Source organism: Candidatus Protofrankia datiscae (assembly GCF_000177615.2).
GTDB classification, from domain to species: domain Bacteria; phylum Actinomycetota; class Actinomycetes; order Frankiales; family Frankiaceae; genus Protofrankia; species Protofrankia coriariae.
On record NC_015656.1, the window covers coordinates 4107107 to 4124440 of the forward strand.

General features: G+C 69.3%; 12 protein-coding genes. 6 read left to right on the forward strand and 6 right to left on the reverse strand.

What is annotated here, in order from left to right:
• Positions 1-348: 348 nt before the first annotated feature.
• The 5 genes from FSYMDG_RS17180 to FSYMDG_RS17200 all read right to left on the reverse strand — a co-directional run bounded on the left by FSYMDG_RS17180 (position 349) and on the right by FSYMDG_RS17200 (position 5269).
• Positions 349-948, reverse strand: coding sequence for a TauD/TfdA dioxygenase family protein (locus tag FSYMDG_RS17180; protein ID WP_013874662.1), 600 nt, complete (start codon positions 946-948; stop codon positions 349-351).
• A gap of 329 nt (positions 949-1277) precedes the next feature.
• The gene (locus tag FSYMDG_RS17185; RefSeq protein WP_013874663.1) at positions 1278-1862 is read right to left on the reverse strand and encodes a GIY-YIG nuclease family protein; all 585 of its coding nucleotides are present in this window, start codon (positions 1860-1862) and stop codon (positions 1278-1280) included.
• Positions 1863-1886: 24 nt separating this feature from the next.
• The gene (locus FSYMDG_RS17190; protein ID WP_013874664.1) at positions 1887-2327 is read right to left on the reverse strand and encodes a DUF779 domain-containing protein; all 441 of its coding nucleotides are present in this window, start codon (positions 2325-2327) and stop codon (positions 1887-1889) included.
• Complete coding sequence (gene exaC / locus FSYMDG_RS17195; protein WP_013874665.1) at positions 2327-3844, reverse strand: acetaldehyde dehydrogenase ExaC; 1518 nt, start codon at positions 3842-3844, stop codon at positions 2327-2329. Before exaC ends, FSYMDG_RS17190 begins: the two co-directional genes overlap by 1 nt.
• Before the next feature lie 210 nt (positions 3845-4054).
• Positions 4055-5269, reverse strand: a complete 1215-nt coding sequence (locus tag FSYMDG_RS17200; protein WP_013874666.1) for a helix-turn-helix domain-containing protein — start codon at positions 5267-5269, stop codon at positions 4055-4057.
• A 485-nt stretch (positions 5270-5754) separates the two neighbouring features.
• Here FSYMDG_RS17200 and fxsT point away from each other — a divergent pair, with 485 nt between their 5' ends.
• Positions 5755-9141, forward strand: a complete 3387-nt coding sequence (gene fxsT, locus FSYMDG_RS17205) for an FxSxx-COOH system tetratricopeptide repeat protein (protein WP_013874667.1) — start codon at positions 5755-5757, stop codon at positions 9139-9141.
• Positions 9142-9258: 117 nt separating this feature from the next.
• Here the strand turns inward: fxsT and FSYMDG_RS27580 are convergent, their stop codons facing one another.
• Entirely contained in the window at positions 9259-9504 is a 246-nt protein-coding gene (locus FSYMDG_RS27580) for a hypothetical protein (RefSeq protein ID WP_202797635.1), read from the reverse strand.
• Between FSYMDG_RS27580 and FSYMDG_RS17210 the strand changes: the two genes are divergently transcribed.
• The 5 genes from FSYMDG_RS17210 to FSYMDG_RS28725 all read left to right on the forward strand — a co-directional run bounded on the left by FSYMDG_RS17210 (position 9496) and on the right by FSYMDG_RS28725 (position 17247).
• Positions 9496-12195 (forward strand): ABC transporter ATP-binding protein, encoded by a 2700-nt coding sequence (locus FSYMDG_RS17210; protein WP_202797636.1) that lies wholly within the window; start codon positions 9496-9498, stop codon positions 12193-12195. The genes FSYMDG_RS27580 and FSYMDG_RS17210 overlap by 9 nt on opposite strands.
• 403 nt (positions 12196-12598) lie before the next feature.
• On the forward strand, positions 12599-13288 hold the full coding sequence (locus FSYMDG_RS17215) for a response regulator transcription factor (RefSeq protein WP_013874669.1): 690 nt from the start codon (positions 12599-12601) through the stop codon (positions 13286-13288).
• Between the two features lie 57 nt (positions 13289-13345).
• Complete coding sequence (locus tag FSYMDG_RS17220) at positions 13346-14476, forward strand: alpha/beta hydrolase (protein WP_013874670.1); 1131 nt, start codon at positions 13346-13348, stop codon at positions 14474-14476.
• 511 nt (positions 14477-14987) lie between these two features.
• The gene (locus FSYMDG_RS17225) at positions 14988-16781 is read left to right on the forward strand and encodes a phosphatidylglycerol lysyltransferase domain-containing protein (protein WP_013874671.1); all 1794 of its coding nucleotides are present in this window, start codon (positions 14988-14990) and stop codon (positions 16779-16781) included.
• Positions 16708-17247 (forward strand): undecaprenyl-diphosphate phosphatase, encoded by a 540-nt coding sequence (locus FSYMDG_RS28725; protein WP_050803574.1) that lies wholly within the window; start codon positions 16708-16710, stop codon positions 17245-17247. The genes FSYMDG_RS17225 and FSYMDG_RS28725 overlap by 74 nt, the downstream gene beginning before the upstream one ends.
• Positions 17248-17334 lie beyond the last annotated feature (87 nt).

Genomic DNA, 17334 nt, shown 5'->3' on the forward strand with positions numbered 1-17334 from the left:
CATCCGCGTTCATCCGCACCCGCCCAGGACGGTGATCGCCTGGGTCCCAAAGGCCGCCGCGGCGTCGATGACCAGCCGGTGCTACCTTCGTCCAGAGCCATCCTCTGTTGCGCCGACACCGCCGCCGCTCCTTACCAGGGAGCCGCCCCGCCGGAGGTTACTGGATGCATGGCCAACAGCGGCATCGAAGCACGGCGCAAGGCCGCCCTCCAGGACGGCAGCGCCAGCTAGATTGCGCGACGCAAGGAGATCATCCAGACGGCCGCCCACGTCTTCAAGGAGCGCGGGTTCACAGCCACCCTCCGCGACGCCGCGGAGGCTCTGGACACCGACCGCGCCCCTCTACTACTACGTCGGCAGCAAGGACGAGCTGAGGAAGAGCCCCTTGCGGCCGGTGTGGCGGTGTGTGCGCACCACCGGGTGCTCGATGACCCCGGTCGCCGGCGGTCGGTCGTAGGTCCCGTCCCCGGGGTAGTCGCTGTACACGGCGCTGACCGATTCCAGCAGCCGCCTGAACGGCTCGGACAGGCCGTCGTACGCGGCCTGCAGATCGGCCCACAGTGTGCGACCGCCGATCTCCGGCACCACCTGATAGGTCAGCGACTCGATGGTGAACGGCGGGTTCCGCCAGATACCGCCGATGTGCCACCTCGCGGCCCCGCCGGCCTTCTCGAGGTTGAAGACGTACACCAGCCGGTTGTCCTCATGGCGGTACAGCCACTTGGGGTGGTCGAACGGCTCGTCGAAGATCCGTACAGCCTCTACATGCGCGTCTGGCGACAGGTGCTGGTCGCGAAGGACCAGCACCTTGTACTTCCAGAAGTCGTCGCGCAGGGCTTCGGCGGTGGCGTCGTCGACGCCGTTGGCCAGGTCGACGCCGACGATCTCGGCGCCGAGAACGGGGCTGGCCTGGCGGACCTCGTAAGGCGCGGTACGGGTGGCGGTCATCGTGACCCCCTCTGCATGTGATGTAGACAAAGCCTACTATCCCGATAGGGTTTACGGGAATCCATACCGAAACCGGCCCGGCCAAGAAGAGGCCATGATCGACATGGTCCCTTCCGTTAGGAATCCGCAGCCGTTCACAACCCTGCCCGTGAACGAAACCGGGGTAACTTCAGCGAACAGTCACGTTTGTGGCGTTCGTGAAGATTCACCGTTTTTCGTCAGCTCGAGTCGACGGACCTGCCGTCTGTTCGTGGTCGTCCGCCGGCGTCCGTTCACGTTGCTGTGAGCGGCAACCGTCGGCCGCCCGAGATGTGGATGTCCAGCGACCGCTACTCGCCGGCGCTGCGGCCATCCGTCGCCCTGAGCCGGAAGGCGGCGCGGATGTCGCGCAGCGGCTGCCGGTAGGGATGGTCTCCGTTGTCGTCGCTGTTGAGCGGCGGTCTCATAGCGCCGATCACAGCAGTCTCGACCGCTGCTGGTTCCTCCCTGGTTATCCAGGAGACGGACAGGTGCGAAACCTGCCAGCGGAGAAGCCAGTCAAGCTGTGCCGGCGGCAGCAGGACCTTCTTCGCCCTCCTGTACGGAGTCAGTTGACCATCGGCCACAAGGTGTGCCGCGAGCGTGAAACGGAAGGTGGAGGAACCGGTGTTCGCGCCGAGATGCTGCCCCACGACGCGTTGCCGGAGGCCGACCTTCGCGATGCCGACGTACAGCAACCCAAGGGGCAGGGAAGGATGAGCCGGTCTCGGTATTCCCGGAAGCGCCCCTGGAACAGCCCACCAGGCGTACAGGCCGGGCTTTCCCGGGACGGTTCCCGGGGCGAAGCCGACAATGCTGCCCGCCGGTACGGGCGCTGCGCACAGTGCCTGACAGACATCTTCCGCGGTCAGGAAGCCGCCATTCGGACCGTCCACCCTGTCAGTGGACCACGGGCGGTTTCACTGCCCGGCCACCGGCACGTCCGCGCCGGTGGGCAGCGACGCTTCGGCGCGGACCTGTTCGGACTCGGCGTCGGTGAACAGCCTCGAGCGCAGCAGGAAGCGCACACCCAGCGGCGCTTCGAGGGAGAACCCGCTGCCCCTGCCAGGCACCACGTCCACCGTGAGGTGGGTGTGCTGCCAGTAGCGGTACTGGTCGGCGCTCATCCAGAACGGGGTGTCACAGGCAACCCGGCCAAGCAGCACGTCGGCGCCGCCGACGCGGAACTCGCCGCGCGGGTAGCACATCGGGGCGCTGCCATCGCAGCAGCCCCCGGACTGGTGGAACATCACCGGGCCGTGCGTGTCGACCAGTACGCGCAGGACTTCCTCCGCGGCCGGGGTGAGCCGCACGCGCTCGGTGCGCCTCCCCCGGCCGTCTCCCTGGCCGACGAGGTCCATCAGAAGAAGCCGAGCTTCTTCGGCGAGTAACTGACCAGCAGGTTCTTGGTCTGCTGGTAGTGGTCCAGCATCATCCGGTGGGTTTCCCGGCCGATCCCGGACTTCTTGTACCCACCGAACGCCGCGTGCGCGGGATAGGAGTGATAGTTGCTCACCCATACCCGACCGGCCCTGATTTCCCGGCCGAACCGGTACGCGGTGTTGATGTCCCGGCTCCACACCCCGGCACCGAGACCGTAGAGCGTGTCGTTGGCCAGCTTGAGCGCCTCGTCCGGCGAGTCGTACGTGGTCACCGACACGACCGGACCGAAGATCTCCTCCTGGAAGATCCGCATGTCGTTGGTGCCCCGGAAGACTGTCGGCTCGACGTAGTAGCCGCCCTCGAGGCCGTCGACCTTGCGGGGGCTGCCGCCGGTGAGGATCTCGGCGCCCTCCCTGATGCCGATGTCGATATAGGAAAGGATCTTCTCGTACTGATCGTTGCTGGCCTGAGCGCCGATCATGGTGGCGGGATCGAGCGGGTCGCCGCCCACGATCGCCCTGGTCCGCTCGATGCAGCGGCCAATGAACTCGTCGTAGATCGAGGAGGCGATCAGCGCGCGGGACGGGCAGGTGCATACTTCACCCTGGTTCAACGCGAACAGGACGAAACCCTCGACGGCCTTGTCCAGGAAGTCGTCGTCGGCGGCCAGCACGTCCGGCAGGAAGATGTTCGGGCTCTTGCCGCCCAGCTCAAGGGTCACCGGGATGATGTTCTCGCTGGCGTACTGCATGATCAGTCGCCCGGTGGTGGTTTCACCGGTGAACGCGATCTTGGCGACCCGGCCGCTCGAGGCCAGCGGCTTGCCCGCCTCGACGCCGAAGCCGTTGACCACGTTCAGCACCCCCGGCGGCAGGAGGTCGGCGATCAGCTCGACCACAAGCAGCAGGCTGGCCGGAGTCTGCTCGGCAGGCTTGATCACCACACAGTTGCCGGCTGCCAGCGCGGGTGCGAGCTTCCACGCGGCCATCAGGATGGGGAAGTTCCACGGGATGATCTGACCGACCACGCCAAGCGGTTCCTGGAAGTGATAGGCGACCGTGTCCGCGTCGATCTCTCCGATGCTGCCCTCCTGGGCTCGCACCGCCCCCGCGAAGTACCGGAAGTGGTCCACCGCGAGCGGCAGGTCGGCGGCCAGCGTCTCGCGGACCGGCTTGCCGTTGTCCCAGGTCTCGGCGACCGCGAGCTTCTCCAGGTTCTGCTCGATCCGATCCGCGATCCGGTTGAGGATGTTGGCGCGTTCGGTCACCGATGTCCGGCCCCACTTCGCCGCGGCGGCGTGCGCGGCGTCCAGGGCGAGGTCGATGTCCGCGGCACTGGAGCGGGCGACCTCACAGAACACCTGACCGTTGACCGGTGAGGGATTGGCGAAGTAGCGGCCCTCGGTCGGGGGCACCCACGTGCCACCGATGAAGTTCTCGTAGCGCTGGGCGAACTGAACGATGCTGCCCTCGGCGCCTGGCGGGGTGTATGCCATGGGTGCGCTCCTGGCCGATGTCGTCCACCGTCATCGGGTGGTCAATGTGTGATGTAGAGCACCCTGCACACGTGAGGTTGGCGAAAGGTTGGTGGCGACGGCCGGCTGCCCTGGCATGTTTCGGAAGTCGTCGTCCGATCGGGAAACCACGCCCAGCTGGGATGGAACCGGTGTCAGCTGGGATGAACCGATGTCAGTGGGAGCGGTCGCTCACTCGCGCAACGCGGCCTGAAGCCGGGCAGCGGCGATGCCCCGGCGCGCGTCGTGCGGCGGCAGCAGTCGGTGTGCGTACTCATGGACCTGCGCGTCGAAGGGATGACGCTGGCCATAGAACAGAGCGAGCTCCGCCTGCTCGGAAGCCAGCACCGCCTCCCGCACGGCCACCGCGAGGTGCTCGCGCCACATCGTGATACCCGGTGCTTCCGAGTGCGGTAGCAGCGGCGCCGTGTAGCGGCGCACAGCGGCAGGAGCGTCCCCGTCAGCAAGGGCGACGAGTACGTCGGCAGCGTCGCAGGAGATCGGCGCGGTCAGCGCGTACCGGCGGTTCGTCAGCGCTCCGCCGAGGGTCCGACGCAGGTGGGACACCTCGGCCTTGAGAGTGGTGGCGGTGATCTGCTGATCACCGTACAGGGCCGCGCGCAGCCCCTCCGGAGAGAAGCCGTCCGCCTCCAGCGCGAGCAGCGTGAGGATCTCCAGCTGGCGCGGCGGCAACCGCAGAGGCACACCGTCGCACAGCGCCGTGCCGCTGCCGAGGCAACGCAGCCGCACCCCGGACGTGGCGGCCGTGACCGACCCGGAGGGACGCAGCCGCGACTCGATCGCGGTTACCAGCGTCCGTACGGTGGACATGGCAAGTGGGTGCGAACGGTTCCAGGTGGTGGAGAGATCCAGCACGCCGAGCGTCTGCCCGTTGGGGTCGCGGATCGGCGCCGACCAGCACGACCATTCGTGGAGCGCCTCAACCAGATGCTCGGCGGAGAACACGCTGGCCGGCCGCCCGTAGTGAAGCACGAGTGACATCGCGTTGGTGCCCATCGCCCGCTCATCCCACCGGCTGCCCGGCGCGAAGTTGACCCGCTCGGCTCGCCGCCGCATCACCCGCCCACCGCAGGTCCACAACATCCCGCCGGACTCGTCGGTGACCCCGACGATGAACCCGGCGTCGTCGGCGATGGCGCGCAGTTCGTCGCCGAGCTCACGTATCGGTTCACGCAGCGGGGAGTCCCGCCAGATGGCCGCGGGATCCAGGTCCTCAGCCGAGGGCGCGCTGTCCCGCGCCGGGTCCACGACGCGCACCGAGCGAGCCCAGGACTGCGCGACGAGCGGTCGCAGCACGGCGCTGTCCTGGCGCGTCGTGATCCACCTCGCCCACTCCCGCTCAAGCGTGCTGCGCTGGTGCCGCAGACTCGAATCCCCTGTGGTCACGGCTACTCCCGGATCGACCACGAGCGCCCGTACACTGACTCGCCGCTCATCACCCGCTGATCATTCCGGGCGGGTAAAAATCGTATTGACGCTACACCTCGAAGTCGATGCGGTCCAGGTCAGTCCGCATGGCGGGGACGCCAGGCATGACGGGGATACGTGCGGACTCCGAAATCCGGGTTTCAGCCTGCGAACTGGACTTTTACGGTTGACATGATCGCCTGCTGTCGGGCGTACGGGCCCGGTTCACAAACTCCTGCCAGGAACCTGTCCGTTCTTCACCGCGCGGATCGCCCCAGCCAATAGAGCAAACGTATTCGCGACGGCCATACGGTTAACAACGCAGAGTGGTGGGACGAGTGGACCCGAACCCACAGCCGACGGATTGTGAAAATCTTCCGTGGTTCATCCGCCCGCGTCGATGGCTGGTCGGCCAGGCGACAGCCCGCGGCTTGTGCGGTGGGTGGTAGTGGCATGCTGGAGAGGTGACCAGGGGAGGCGACGAGGCTACCGACCCGGACTTCTTCGTGTCGTATACAGGGGGAGACCGGGCGTGGGCCGAGTGGATCGCCTGGGTGTTGGAAGACGCCGATTACCGGGTGGTGATCCAGGCCTGGGATTTCCGCGCGGGAGCGCACTTCGTGGAAGAGGTGCAGCAGGCGACCGCGCGGGCCACCCGGACGGTGGCGGTACTGTCGGCGGCCTATCTGGAGTCGGCGTTCACGGCACCGGAGTGGCAGGAGGCGTGGCGGGCGGACCCATCGGGTCAGGCGCGGAAGCTGTTGGTGTTCCGGATCGAGCAGTGCCCGCGGCCGGGTCTGCTCGCCCAGGTGGTCATGGTTGACCTGTTCGGTATCCGAAAGGACGTGGCACGCCGCGCGGTGCTCGCCGCTGCCGCGGGCAGGCGGGGAAAGCCGGCTACAGAACCGGACTTCCCCGGCGGCCCGGCCGGTACGGAGGTGGCGGTGGGCGCTCCGGTGTTCCCGCCGGATCTGCCGGCGATGTGGAACGTACCGGCCCGGCTGGCGAACTTCGTCGGCCGTGAATCGCTGCTCACTCAGATACATGACCGACTGGCGGCGACGGGGTCGGTGGCGGTGACCGTGCTGGAGGGAATGGGTGGGGTCGGGAAGACTGCGCTCGCGGTCGAGTACATCCACCGGTATGCCGACGCTTTCGACCGGGTGGGCTGGGTACCGGCCGAGCAGCCGGAGCTGGTCGGCGGGTATCTGGCGGGGTTGGCCTCGATGGTGGGCCTGTCCCAGGATGCGGAACCGGCCGCGGTGGTGGCGGCGTGGGCACGCCGGCCGCGGTCGCTGCTGGTGTTCGACAACGCCGACGACCCCGAAACGGTCAAGACGATCAAGGGGCTTCGCCCGTCACCAGGGGCGGGCCGGCTGCTGGTGACCTCTCGGCGGCGGGGCTTCACCGCTCTCGGCGCAACGGTCACCGTGCCGCTGCTGCCACGGGCCGAAGCGATGCGCATCCTCACCGACCGGTTCCCAGCGCTGGATCCGACGGTCGCGGATCAGATCTGCGACCTGCTGGGGGACCTGCCGTTGGCGGTCGAGCAGGCCGCCGGCTATCTCGACCAGACCGGCACCCCACCAGAGGAGTACGCCGAACTCCTCGCCAAGTATCTCGGCGACATGCTCGCGGAAGGGGAGGTGGCCGATCGGCCGGGGGTCACCGTCGCGGTGCTGTGGGAGCTGTCCGTGCGCCGGCTGCGCGATGAGTGCCCGGCCGCGGTGGAACTGTTGGAACTGTGGGCGCTGTGCGCCCCGGAGACGATCCCCCTCGATCTGTTCGGGGATCCGGCAGGGTTCGACGACGGGCCGCTGAAGAACGCGGCCGCCAGTCGGGCGGTGTGGGCGCACACGGTCGGGGCGCTGGTCGGGTACAGCCTGGCCCGCCGGGATCAGGACACGGTGGACGTGCACCGGCTGGTGCAGGCCACCACCCGTCACCGGCTGCCGTCGGATCGGCAGAAGGCGCACACGGCCACCCTGCTTCGGCTGTTCCGAGCCAACCTGCCCGGCGATGTCGCCCGCAACCCGCAGGTCTGGCCCAGGTGGCGTGCCCTGCTGCCGCATGTTCGCACCGTTCTCGACCGCGGCGGCGACAGCGCGGGAGACGACTCGGCATGGTTGTGTGACCGCGCCGCGGTCTACCTCCGGCAGGAGGGGCAGTTCGCACTCGCGATCCCGCTGTCCCAACGGGCGCTGGCCGAGTGGACGCTGGTCCTGGGCCCCAACCATCCCGACACGCTGACCTCCTGCAACAACCTCGCTGACGCCTACCGGGCGGCGGGCCGGCTGAAGGAGGCCATCGGCCTGCACGAACGGACGCTGGCCGTCCGGGAGAAGGTCCGCGGTCCCAACCACCCCGACACGCTGGCCTCCCGCAACAACCTCGCCAACGCCTACCAGGAGGCGGGCCGGCTGAAGGAGGCCATCAGCCTGCACGAACGGACGCTGACCGACCGGAAACGGGTCCTGGGAGCGGACGCTCCCGAGACGCTGGCCTCCTGCAACAACCTCGCCAACGCCTACCAGGAGGCGGGCCGGCACGACGACGCCATCCGCCTGCACAAGCAGACGCTGGCCGACCGGGAACGGATCCGCGGCCCCAACCACCTCGAGACGCTGGCCTCCCATAACAACCTCGCCAACGCCTACCAGACGGCGGGCCGCCTGAAGGAGGCCATCGGCCTGTACGAGCGGACGCTGACCGACCGGGAACGGGTCCTGGGCGCGGACGATCCCGACACGCTGGCCTCCCGCAACAACCTCGCCAACGCCTACCAGGCCGCCGGCCGGCACGACGACGCCATCCACCTGCACCAGCGGACGCTGACCGACCGAGAACGGATCCTGGGCCCCAACCACCCGCGGACGCTGGCCTCCCGCAACAACATCGTCAACGCCTACCAGGCCGCCGGCCGGCACGACGACGCCATCGGCCTGTACGAGCGGACGCTGACCGACCGCGCGCAGCTCCAGGGCCCCAACCACCCGCGGACGCTGACCGCCCGCAACAACCTCGCCAACGCCTACCAGGCCGCCGGCCGGCACGACGACGCCATCCACCTGCACCAGCAGACACTGACCGACCGAGAACGGATCCTGGGCGCGGACGATCCCGACACGCTGGCCTCCCGCAGCAACCTCGCCGACGCCTACCGGACGGCGGGCCGGCTGAACGACGCCATCCGCCTGTACGAGCGGACGCTGACCGACCGAGCACAGCTCCAGGGCCCCAACCACCCGCGGACGCTGACCACCCGCAACAACCTCGCCAGCGCCTACCGGGCGGCGGGCCGGCTGAAGGAGGCCATCGGCCTGTACGAGCGGACGCTGACCGACCGAGTACAGCTCCAGGGCCCCAACCACCCGACCACGCTGACCGCCCGCAACAACCTCGCCAACGCCTACCAGGCCGCCGGCCAGCACGACGACGCCATCCACCTGCACCAGCAGACACTGACCGACCGGGAACGACTCCAGGGCACGGACGATCCCGGCACACAGGCCGCCCGCCACAACCTCGCCAACGCCTACCAGGCCGCCGGCCGCCTCGACGACGCCATCCACCTGTACCAGCAGACACTGACCGACCGGGAACGACTCCAGGGCACGGACGATCCCGGCACACAGGCCGCCCGCCACAACCTCGCCAACGCCTACCAGGCCGCCGGCCGCCTCGACGACGCCATCCACCTGTACGAGCGGACACTGACCGACAGCGTGCGGGTCAATGGTCCCGACCACACTTTCACGGTCATGGTCAGAGACAATCTTGCCGCCACGAAGCATCGCGGCCCGTCGGCCGGTAACCCGACACGGCCGACGGACAACCCGGATCGACCGTAATCCGCTCGGGGGCGGACGGCATCCGCCGCCGTCGGGAGCACGGATAGGATGCACGGCCTGGCGGGGCACCGCTGCCGAACCAGTCATGATCGGTGCCGGTCCGGGCCGGGTGGCCGGTCATGGCAGGCAGCTATCCACCCGGCCGTGGCGGGATGACGATCCGGGCCAGCGGCGCCGGCTACCCCGATCGAGGCGCAACTGGCCCGGCAGGCCCGCGCTGGCGCGGCGCGCATCCTCGAACTGCTGTCCGCCGAGTCCCGCGTCCGGCAGCGGCCGGACGCGGTCGCCCTCACGGACCCGGACGGGCTGCTGGAACTCGACCACGTCGACTTCGCCTACCCCGGTGGCGAGCCGGTGCTGCACGACATCACCCTGCGTATTGAACCGGGCGAACGGATCGCGATCGTCGGCGCGTCCGGCTCGGGCAAGTCGACGCTCGCGCTGCTGCTGGCACGGTTCCACGACCCGACATCCGGCACGGTCCGCGTGGACGGGCGGGATGCCCGCGACTACACGTTGACGTCGCTGCGCTCGACGGTCGGCCTCGTGTTCGAGGAGGGGTTCCTCTTCTCCACGACGATCCGCGACAACATCGCGTTCGGCCGCCCGACCGCGTCCGATGACGAGGTCGAACACGCGGCCGTCGCGGCGCACGCGCACGGCTTCGTCGCCGGCCTGCCGGACGGGTACCAGACCGTGGTCGGGGAACGGGGCTTCACCCTCTCCGGCGGGCAGCGCCAGCGCATCGCTCTCGCGCGGGCCGCCCTGGCCAACCCGCGCGTGCTCGTTCTGGACGACGCCACGTCGGCGATCGACGCCCGCACCGAGCACGCGATCCACCACTCGTTCGAGGAGGTGCTCGCGCAGCGGACCACCGTACTGATCGCCAAGCGTCACTCCACGCTGCAGCTGGCCGACCGGGTCATCGTGCTGGACCGCGGGCGCATCGTCGACCAGGGCACGGCCGAGGAACTGCTCGACCGCTCGGAGCTGTTCCGCGAACTGCTCACCGGCCTGGACACCGGGCTCGCCGAGCACGGCACGCCGCCGGCCGAGCCGGTCACCGCGATCGACCCGGTGGCCTGGCCGACGGACGTCTCCCGCCTCGGCGCGCCGAAGGTGAGCACCTATGCCAGCGACTCCGCCCTGCGCTCGACGGCGGGCGGGCCCGGAGGCGGCCGCGGCGGCGACTCCTCGCAGCTGGCCAGGCTGGCGGCCGCGTCACCCGAACTGCTCGCCGAGGTGGACCGGCTCCCGCCGCTGGCCGGCGACCCGCGGGTCGACCTCGACGCGGCGATGGCGCCGCACGACGACTTCAGCATGGGCGACGTCTTCCGGCCGTTCGCCCGGCCGCTGGCGCTGGCCGCGGTGCTGGTCGTCATCGACGGGCTCAGCGGCCTGGCGGCCCCGGCGCTGATCCGCTTCGGTGTCGACCACGGTGTGCTGCGGCACTCCCAGCGGGTGCTCGCCGTCGCGTGCGCCATGCTCCTCGTCCTCCAGATCATCATCTGGGCCAACCAGCGGCTGATGACCTTCTACACCCAGTGCACCGCGGAGCGGATGCTGTTCGGCCTGCGGGTGCGTACCTTCGCGCACCTCCAGCGGCTGTCGCTGAACTACTACGAGCGACACCAGACTGGAAAGGTCATGACGCGGATGGCCTCGGACGTCGAGGTGTTCGCGCAGCTGTTGCAGCAGGGCCTGGTCACCGCGATGTCCAGCCTGATGACCTGCGGCGGCATCGCCGTGGTGCTCGCGGTGTTCAGTCCCTCCCTCGCATTGATGATCTCGGCCGTGCTCGTGCCGCTGGTGCTGTCGACGATGTGGTTCCGGTGGGCGTCCACACAGACGTATCTCGCGGCCCGGGAACGCATCTCCGTGCTCTACGCGGACATGCAGGAGAGCCTGTCCGGCGTCGTGGTCAGCCAGGCGTACAACCAGCAGCCGGCCAACGAGGCCCGCTTCGCGTCGCTGGCCGACGCGTACTGCCACGCCCGGTCACGCTCGTACGAGCTGATGGCCCGGTTCTTCCCGTTCCTGCAGTTGCTGAGCACGGCGGCGAAGGCGATCGCGCTGGCCGTCGGCGCGCATCGCATCGCGAACGGCTCGCTCAGCGCGGGACTGCTCATCGCGTTCCTGCTCTACCTCGACCAGTTCTTCACGCCGATCCAGCAGCTGTCGACGGTCTTCGACCAGTGGCTGCAGGCCGTCGTCGCCGTGACCCAGCTGCGCGAGCTCCTGCAGACCCCGAGCGGAACCCCCGACGCCCCTGATCCGGTGCGTCCCGGGCGGTTGCGCTGCGAGATCACGCTCGATCACGTCCGGTTCGCCTACGAGAGCACCGGGCTCGTCGCGATGGACGACGTGAGCCTGTCCATCCCGCCCGGCCAGGTCGTCGCGCTGGTCGGTACCACCGGAGCCGGCAAGTCCACGCTGGTCAAGCTGGTGGCGCGGTTCTACGACGCGACCTCGGGGACGGTGCGGGTCGACGGCGTCGACGTGCGCGATCTCGATCTGGCCGCCTACCGGCACCAGCTGGGGTTCGTGCCGCAGGAGCCGTTCCTGTTCTCCGGGACCATCCGGTCGAACATCGCCTACGGCCGCCCGTCCGCGTCCGACCTGGAGGTCGAGCGCGCCGCACGGGCGGTGGGCGCGCACGAGTTCATCGCAGGCCTCCCGCACGGCTACCTGACCCCGGTCAGCGAGCAGGGGCACTCCCTGTCGGCAGGCCAGCGCCAGCTGCTCAGCCTGGCCCGCGCGCTGCTCGTCGACCCAGCGATCCTGCTGCTGGACGAGGCGACCGCCAACCTCGATCTCGCCACCGAGGCGCAGGTGCAGCGGGCGATGGGGCTCGTGGCCAGCGGCCGGACGACCCTGCTCATCGCGCATCGGCTGCAGACCGCACGGGCGTCACACCGGATCCTCGTCGTCGACGGCGGGCTCATCGTCGAAGACGGCTCACACGAGGAACTGATCGACCTCGACGGTCGCTACGCCGCGCTGTGGGCGGCCATGACCCAGCGGCCAACGTCGGCCGTTCGCGACCGTCCGTAGCGAGTCCGGCGAAACCTTTCCGCGGCCGCCGGGCCCGCGATCACCCAGGCGATCATCGTGATCACCCTGGTGTTCTTCCTGACCTGGTTCGTCGGCGGCTGGCTGGGCCTGGAGGGCAAGCTCCGCGCGCTGCTGTCCACAGCCGTTCGGGGCACTCGGATCGGCGGCGTGCTCTGGCAGGGGCTCGGCGGTGGCCGGTGGCCGGTGGCCGAGGACTGCCGGCACCTCCCCCGTCGTCTCGAGCGCGACCTGCTCGGCATGGACGAACAGATCACCCGCGTGCCGACGAAGATGATGGCCGCCGACCGACCGGGACGATCTGGGGCAGGTCCACAGCCGGGGCACGCCCGACCAGGCCAGGCTCACATCGAATTCACATGCCGACAGTCATATCGTGCTGCCCATGCGGGTGCTGGTGGTCGAGGACGAAACACGCACCGCCACATTGCTGCGCCGCGGCCTGACCGAGGAAGGGTTCGCCGTCGACATCGTCGCGGACGGCCTCGAGGCGGTATGGCAGGCCAGCGAAATCGCCTACGACGTCATCGTTCTCGACCTCATGCTGCCGGGCCTCGACGGATTCGAGGTCTGCCGGCGCCTGCGCGCCGCCGGGCGCTGGGCACCGGTACTGATGCTCTCGGCCCGCAGCGAGGTCACCGACCGCGTGCGCGGACTCGACGTCGGCGCCGACGACTACCTCGCCAAACCATTCAGCTTCGACGAACTGTTCGCCCGGATCCGGGCGCTTATCCGCCGCGGAACCCATGAACGCCCCGTCGTCCTCGACGTCGACGGGCTGCGACTTGACCCGGCCGGCCGCACCGCGAGCCGTGACGGCACCGCCCTCGACCTTTCACCCAAAGAATTCGCCCTCCTCGAATACCTGATGCGCCACCCCGGCGAGGTCCTCAGCCGAACAGCCATCCTCGAACACGTCTGGGACTTCGCCTACGACGGAACCTCGAACGTGGTCGACCAGTACATCGCCTACCTTCGCCGCAAAATCGACAGGCCCTTCGGAATCTCACAACTGGAAACAGTCCGCGGAGCCGGTTATCGGCTATGCGCCACCACGAGCACACGGACGGCCTGACCAGCCGATGCCGCTGCGCATCCGCCTCGCGGCCGTCTTCGCGCTCGGGACGATCGTGTGACGGGGGCGGGATTGGGATCCCTGGCCATCATCGGGAAATGGTTCCTGCTGTCCCTGGCAGGACTGACGGCGATCTGCGGGGCCGGTTGCGCGCTGCTCGCGCGTCGAGAACGGGCCGTGTCGGTCGGCCTGGGAAGTCTGGCGTTGCTACTCACGCTGGCGACGGTGGCGGACCTGGTCAACGCCCACTACGGCTACCTGCCGCGGTTCGACGACGTCATCGGGGTGAAATCCTGGCCGACAGCGTCGGCGCGCGAAATAGTCGGCCAGGCGCCGCGGCCGCATCCCGACGGTTCGGTCGTCGGCCTGCCGGTCACCGGGGTCCACAGTGGGTTCGGAACTCAGGAGGCCCTGGTGTATTTTCCGCCGCAGTACTTCACCGAGCCGCATACCCGGTTCCCGGTCGTCTATCTGTTACACGGGTCGCCAGGCGTTCCGGTCGACTGGTACCGGGGAGGCCAGGCCGCGCAGGTTGGTGCGATGCTCGCGCACGACGGTCAGCCCGCAATCCTCGTCGCCCCGCGGTTGAGCCACGGCTGGCTCGACGACAGCGAATGCGTCGACCGCCCTGGGGAACACGTCGAAACCTACCTGGTCGACGACGTGATCCCGACGGTCGACGCGCGGCTGCGGACCATCCCGGATCGGGCCGACCGGATCCTGGCCGGGATGTCCGCGGGCGGGTATTGCGCGCTGAACCTCGGCCTGCGGCATCGCGACCTCATCGCGACGATCGTCGACATGTCCGGGATGACCAGACCGACCCATGACGGAGGAATGGCCGGGCTGTTCGGAAACCGGCCGGATCTCGCCTTCGTCGCCGCGGCCAACGCACCGGCGCTCTACGCACTCGCGCTCCCGCCGGACCCGCCGATGCGGGTGTGGCTGGACTGTGGGCGCGGCGACCGCGAGTCCCTGGACGACACCAGAAACATGGCACTCACCCTGTCGCGGCGCCCCGGATTCACCACCGTTCTGAGGCTCAGGCCCGGCGGCCACGACTTCAACGTGTGGCGACCGGCGCTCCGCGACGGCCTTCAGTGGGCGGTGCCGACCGCATCCCCGGCATCGGCTGACCGTCATACACGTGTGCTCCAGCGCCATCACGCCAGGGTGGCGGCCGCCTGAGGGGCAGCGGGGCGGAAAGGTGGAGAGGTGAAGAGGCAGAGGGCTGTTGCGTCGTACAGGGAGCAGGCACACCCCGCCCATTTTGTCGGCAGGACAGGCCGGCCTGTGCGAATTCGCTGTCCCGATACGACAGTGTTGACGGATTCCGGGGCTCACCCGAAAAGGGGTAACAAGGATCGTGAGCATCTTCAGCGGCACCAACACTTCGCCAGACCCGCCGAAGCGACGGGAGTCTCCTGCCGAGACAGCTGATCGGATCTCCGGCAATCGCCGCGGATGGCCACGTCCGCGGTCGCGCTCCGACCTTACTGGTAAGCCGTTACGGATCCGCCCACGTCCAAGCCGCCCGGCGCGGCAGAAGCCAGGCAACCCGCCGCGATCGAGAGACCCGGCAGCGCCTCTGAAGACAGCGAACGCGGATACGAGGACGGGTCCCTCGAACGCCCCGCGACGCGCCGCATCCGGCTCCGGGCCGCGTCGGTTCGGGCTGTGGGCCTGGAGGCGGCCGTGGGTGCCGCGGATCGCCGCGCTGCTGACGCTCGCCATCGGCCTGATGGACATCGGGTCCTCGCTGACTCCGGAGTGGCATTCGCGGCTGGAGGACCTACAGGCGCTGCTGCCCATGGCGGTCTCCCGGCAGGCCTCCGCGTTCACCGTCGTGGTGGGGATGCTGCTGGTGCTGCTCGCGGCCGGACTGCGGCGACGCAAGAGGCGGGCGTGGCGGGCCACGGTGGTTCTCCTTGGGACAAGCGTGGTCCTGCACATAGTCAAAGGACTGGACTACGAGGAGGCAGCCGGGTCGGCCGCGCTGTTCGTCGCCCTGCTCCTGGCTCACCAGGAGTTCCGAGCAAAAGGCGACCCGACGACACGCTGGCGGGCACTCGGGATCGGCCTGTTGCTCACGGTGGTGTCGATTGGGGTCGGCTTCCTGCTGCTGCACCTGCGCGAGAATCGGATTGCCGGCCCGCAACCGCTGTCCGCCCAGCTGGAACAGGTCGTCCTGGGGTTGGCCGGTATCCCGGGGCCGCTGGAGTTCACCTCCCACCATTTCGCCGACCTGGCCTTTCGGACGCTGCTGACGATGGGTGTGCTGACCATTGGGACCACCGCCTATCTCGCGCTGCGACCCCCCGAGCCGCGGCCGAGGCTGACCGACGAGGACGAGGCCCGGGTGCGTGCCCTGCTGGCCCGACACGGTGATGCCGACTCACTGGGGTACTTCGTGCTGCGATCGGACAAGTCGGTTGTCTGGTCACCGACGGGGAAGGCCTGTGTGGCCTACCGTGTCGTCTCCGGTGTGATGCTTGCCAGCGGCGATCCGCTCGGTGACCGGGAAGCGTGGCCCGGCGCCATCAGGGAGTTCCTCCGCGAGGCGGCCGACCACGCCTGGACGCCAGCGGTCATCGGCTGCTCGGAGGCAGGGGGCATCGCCTGGACCCGCGCGGGCCTGTCGGTGCTGGAGTTCGGGGACGAAGCCGTGCTGGAGACGACCGGCTTTACCCTGGAAGGCCGGACCATGCGCAACGTCCGCCAGGCTGTCGCCCGGGTGGAGCGCGCCGGCTACACAGCGATCGTCCAGCGGATCAGCGATCTTGAGCCGCGGGACGTCGCGCGGCTCAGGGCCCAGGTCGCGGTCTGGCGAGGTACCGAGACCGAGCGGGGGTTCTCGATGGCTCTCGGCCGGATCGGCGATGCGGCAGACGGCGACTGCGTCGTGGTGATGGCCTTCTCCGCGGAGCCGCACGGCGCGGAGCCCCGGCTGCGCGCCGTGCTGCACTTCGTGCCCTGGGGGCGCACAGGCCTGTCGCTGGACGCGATGATGCGCGACCGGACGGCCGACAACGGGCTCAACGAGTTCCTGATCGTCAGCGCTGTCCGCCGGGCCCGGGATCTCGGTGTCAAGCGGCTGTCACTGAACTTCGCGGTCTTCCGGTCCGCGCTCGAACGTGGCGAACGGCTCGGCGCGGGGCCGGTGCTGCGCTCGTGGCGCGGTCTGCTGATGTTCCTGTCCCGCTGGTTCCAGATCGACAGCCTGTACCGGTTCAACGCCAAGTTCCAGCCGACCTGGCTGTCCCGGTACGTCTGCTATCCCGCGTCCGCGGACCTGCCCCGGATCGCGCTGGCCATGCTCGAGGCCGAGGCCTTCCTTGTATGGCCACGCTGGGTATGGCCACGCTGGCGCGGGCACCTGCCCCGCCCCAGCACCCGTCTACGCGGCGGCGCCCGCTCCGGTGACGACGGCGCCGATCACCGGCAGGTTCACCGCCGGGAGACCGGCTCCGACGCCCGCCACGGGCGCTCCTGAAGGCACCGCCCCGGGATCGGCTGGCCCGGCTCCGCTGTCCGTCGGTGCCGCCGCGGACCTGGCTGCCGACCAGAGACTGGCCGCACTCCCCGCGAGGGGCGCTCTTGTCATCGGCTTCGCCCAGGTCGCCGCACTCGCACCGGGGATCAGCCGATCGGGCGTGAGCATGGTGGCCGGTCTGGTCCGCGGCCTGTCCTACGAGGACGCGGCCCGGTTCGCGTTCCTGCTGGCCACCCCGGTGATCTTGGCCGCGGGCCTGCTCAAGCTGCCGGATCTGTTCGGCCCGCTTGGCAACGGGGTACGGGGGCAGAGCCTGTTCGGGGCGGCGGTCGCGGGCGTCGCGGCCTATCTGTCGGTGCGGTTCCTCAGCCGTTGGTTCGAAACCCGGACGCTCACCCCGTTCGCGTTCTACTGTCTCGCCGTCGGATTCGTGTCCGTACTGAGGTTCGGTCCCTTCTCGTTCTGATTTCGCAGGCCCCGAGACGCTCTGCCCGTGAGACGATCAGCCGCGGGCAGGATTCGGCCGGAAACAACGGAAGGAAGTCCCGCGCTG

Coding starts and splice junctions, on each gene's coding strand:
- FSYMDG_RS17180 (WP_013874662.1), bottom strand. CDS start 948: ATGACCGCCACCCGTACCGCGCCTTACGAGGTCCGCCAGGCCAGCCCC.
- FSYMDG_RS17190 (WP_013874664.1), bottom strand. CDS start 2,327: ATGGACCTCGTCGGCCAGGGAGACGGCCGGGGGAGGCGCACCGAGCGC.
- exaC (WP_013874665.1), bottom strand. CDS start 3,844: ATGGCATACACCCCGCCAGGCGCCGAGGGCAGCATCGTTCAGTTCGCC.
- FSYMDG_RS17215 (WP_013874669.1), top strand. CDS start 12,599: ATGCGGGTGCTGGTGGTCGAGGACGAAACACGCACCGCCACATTGCTG.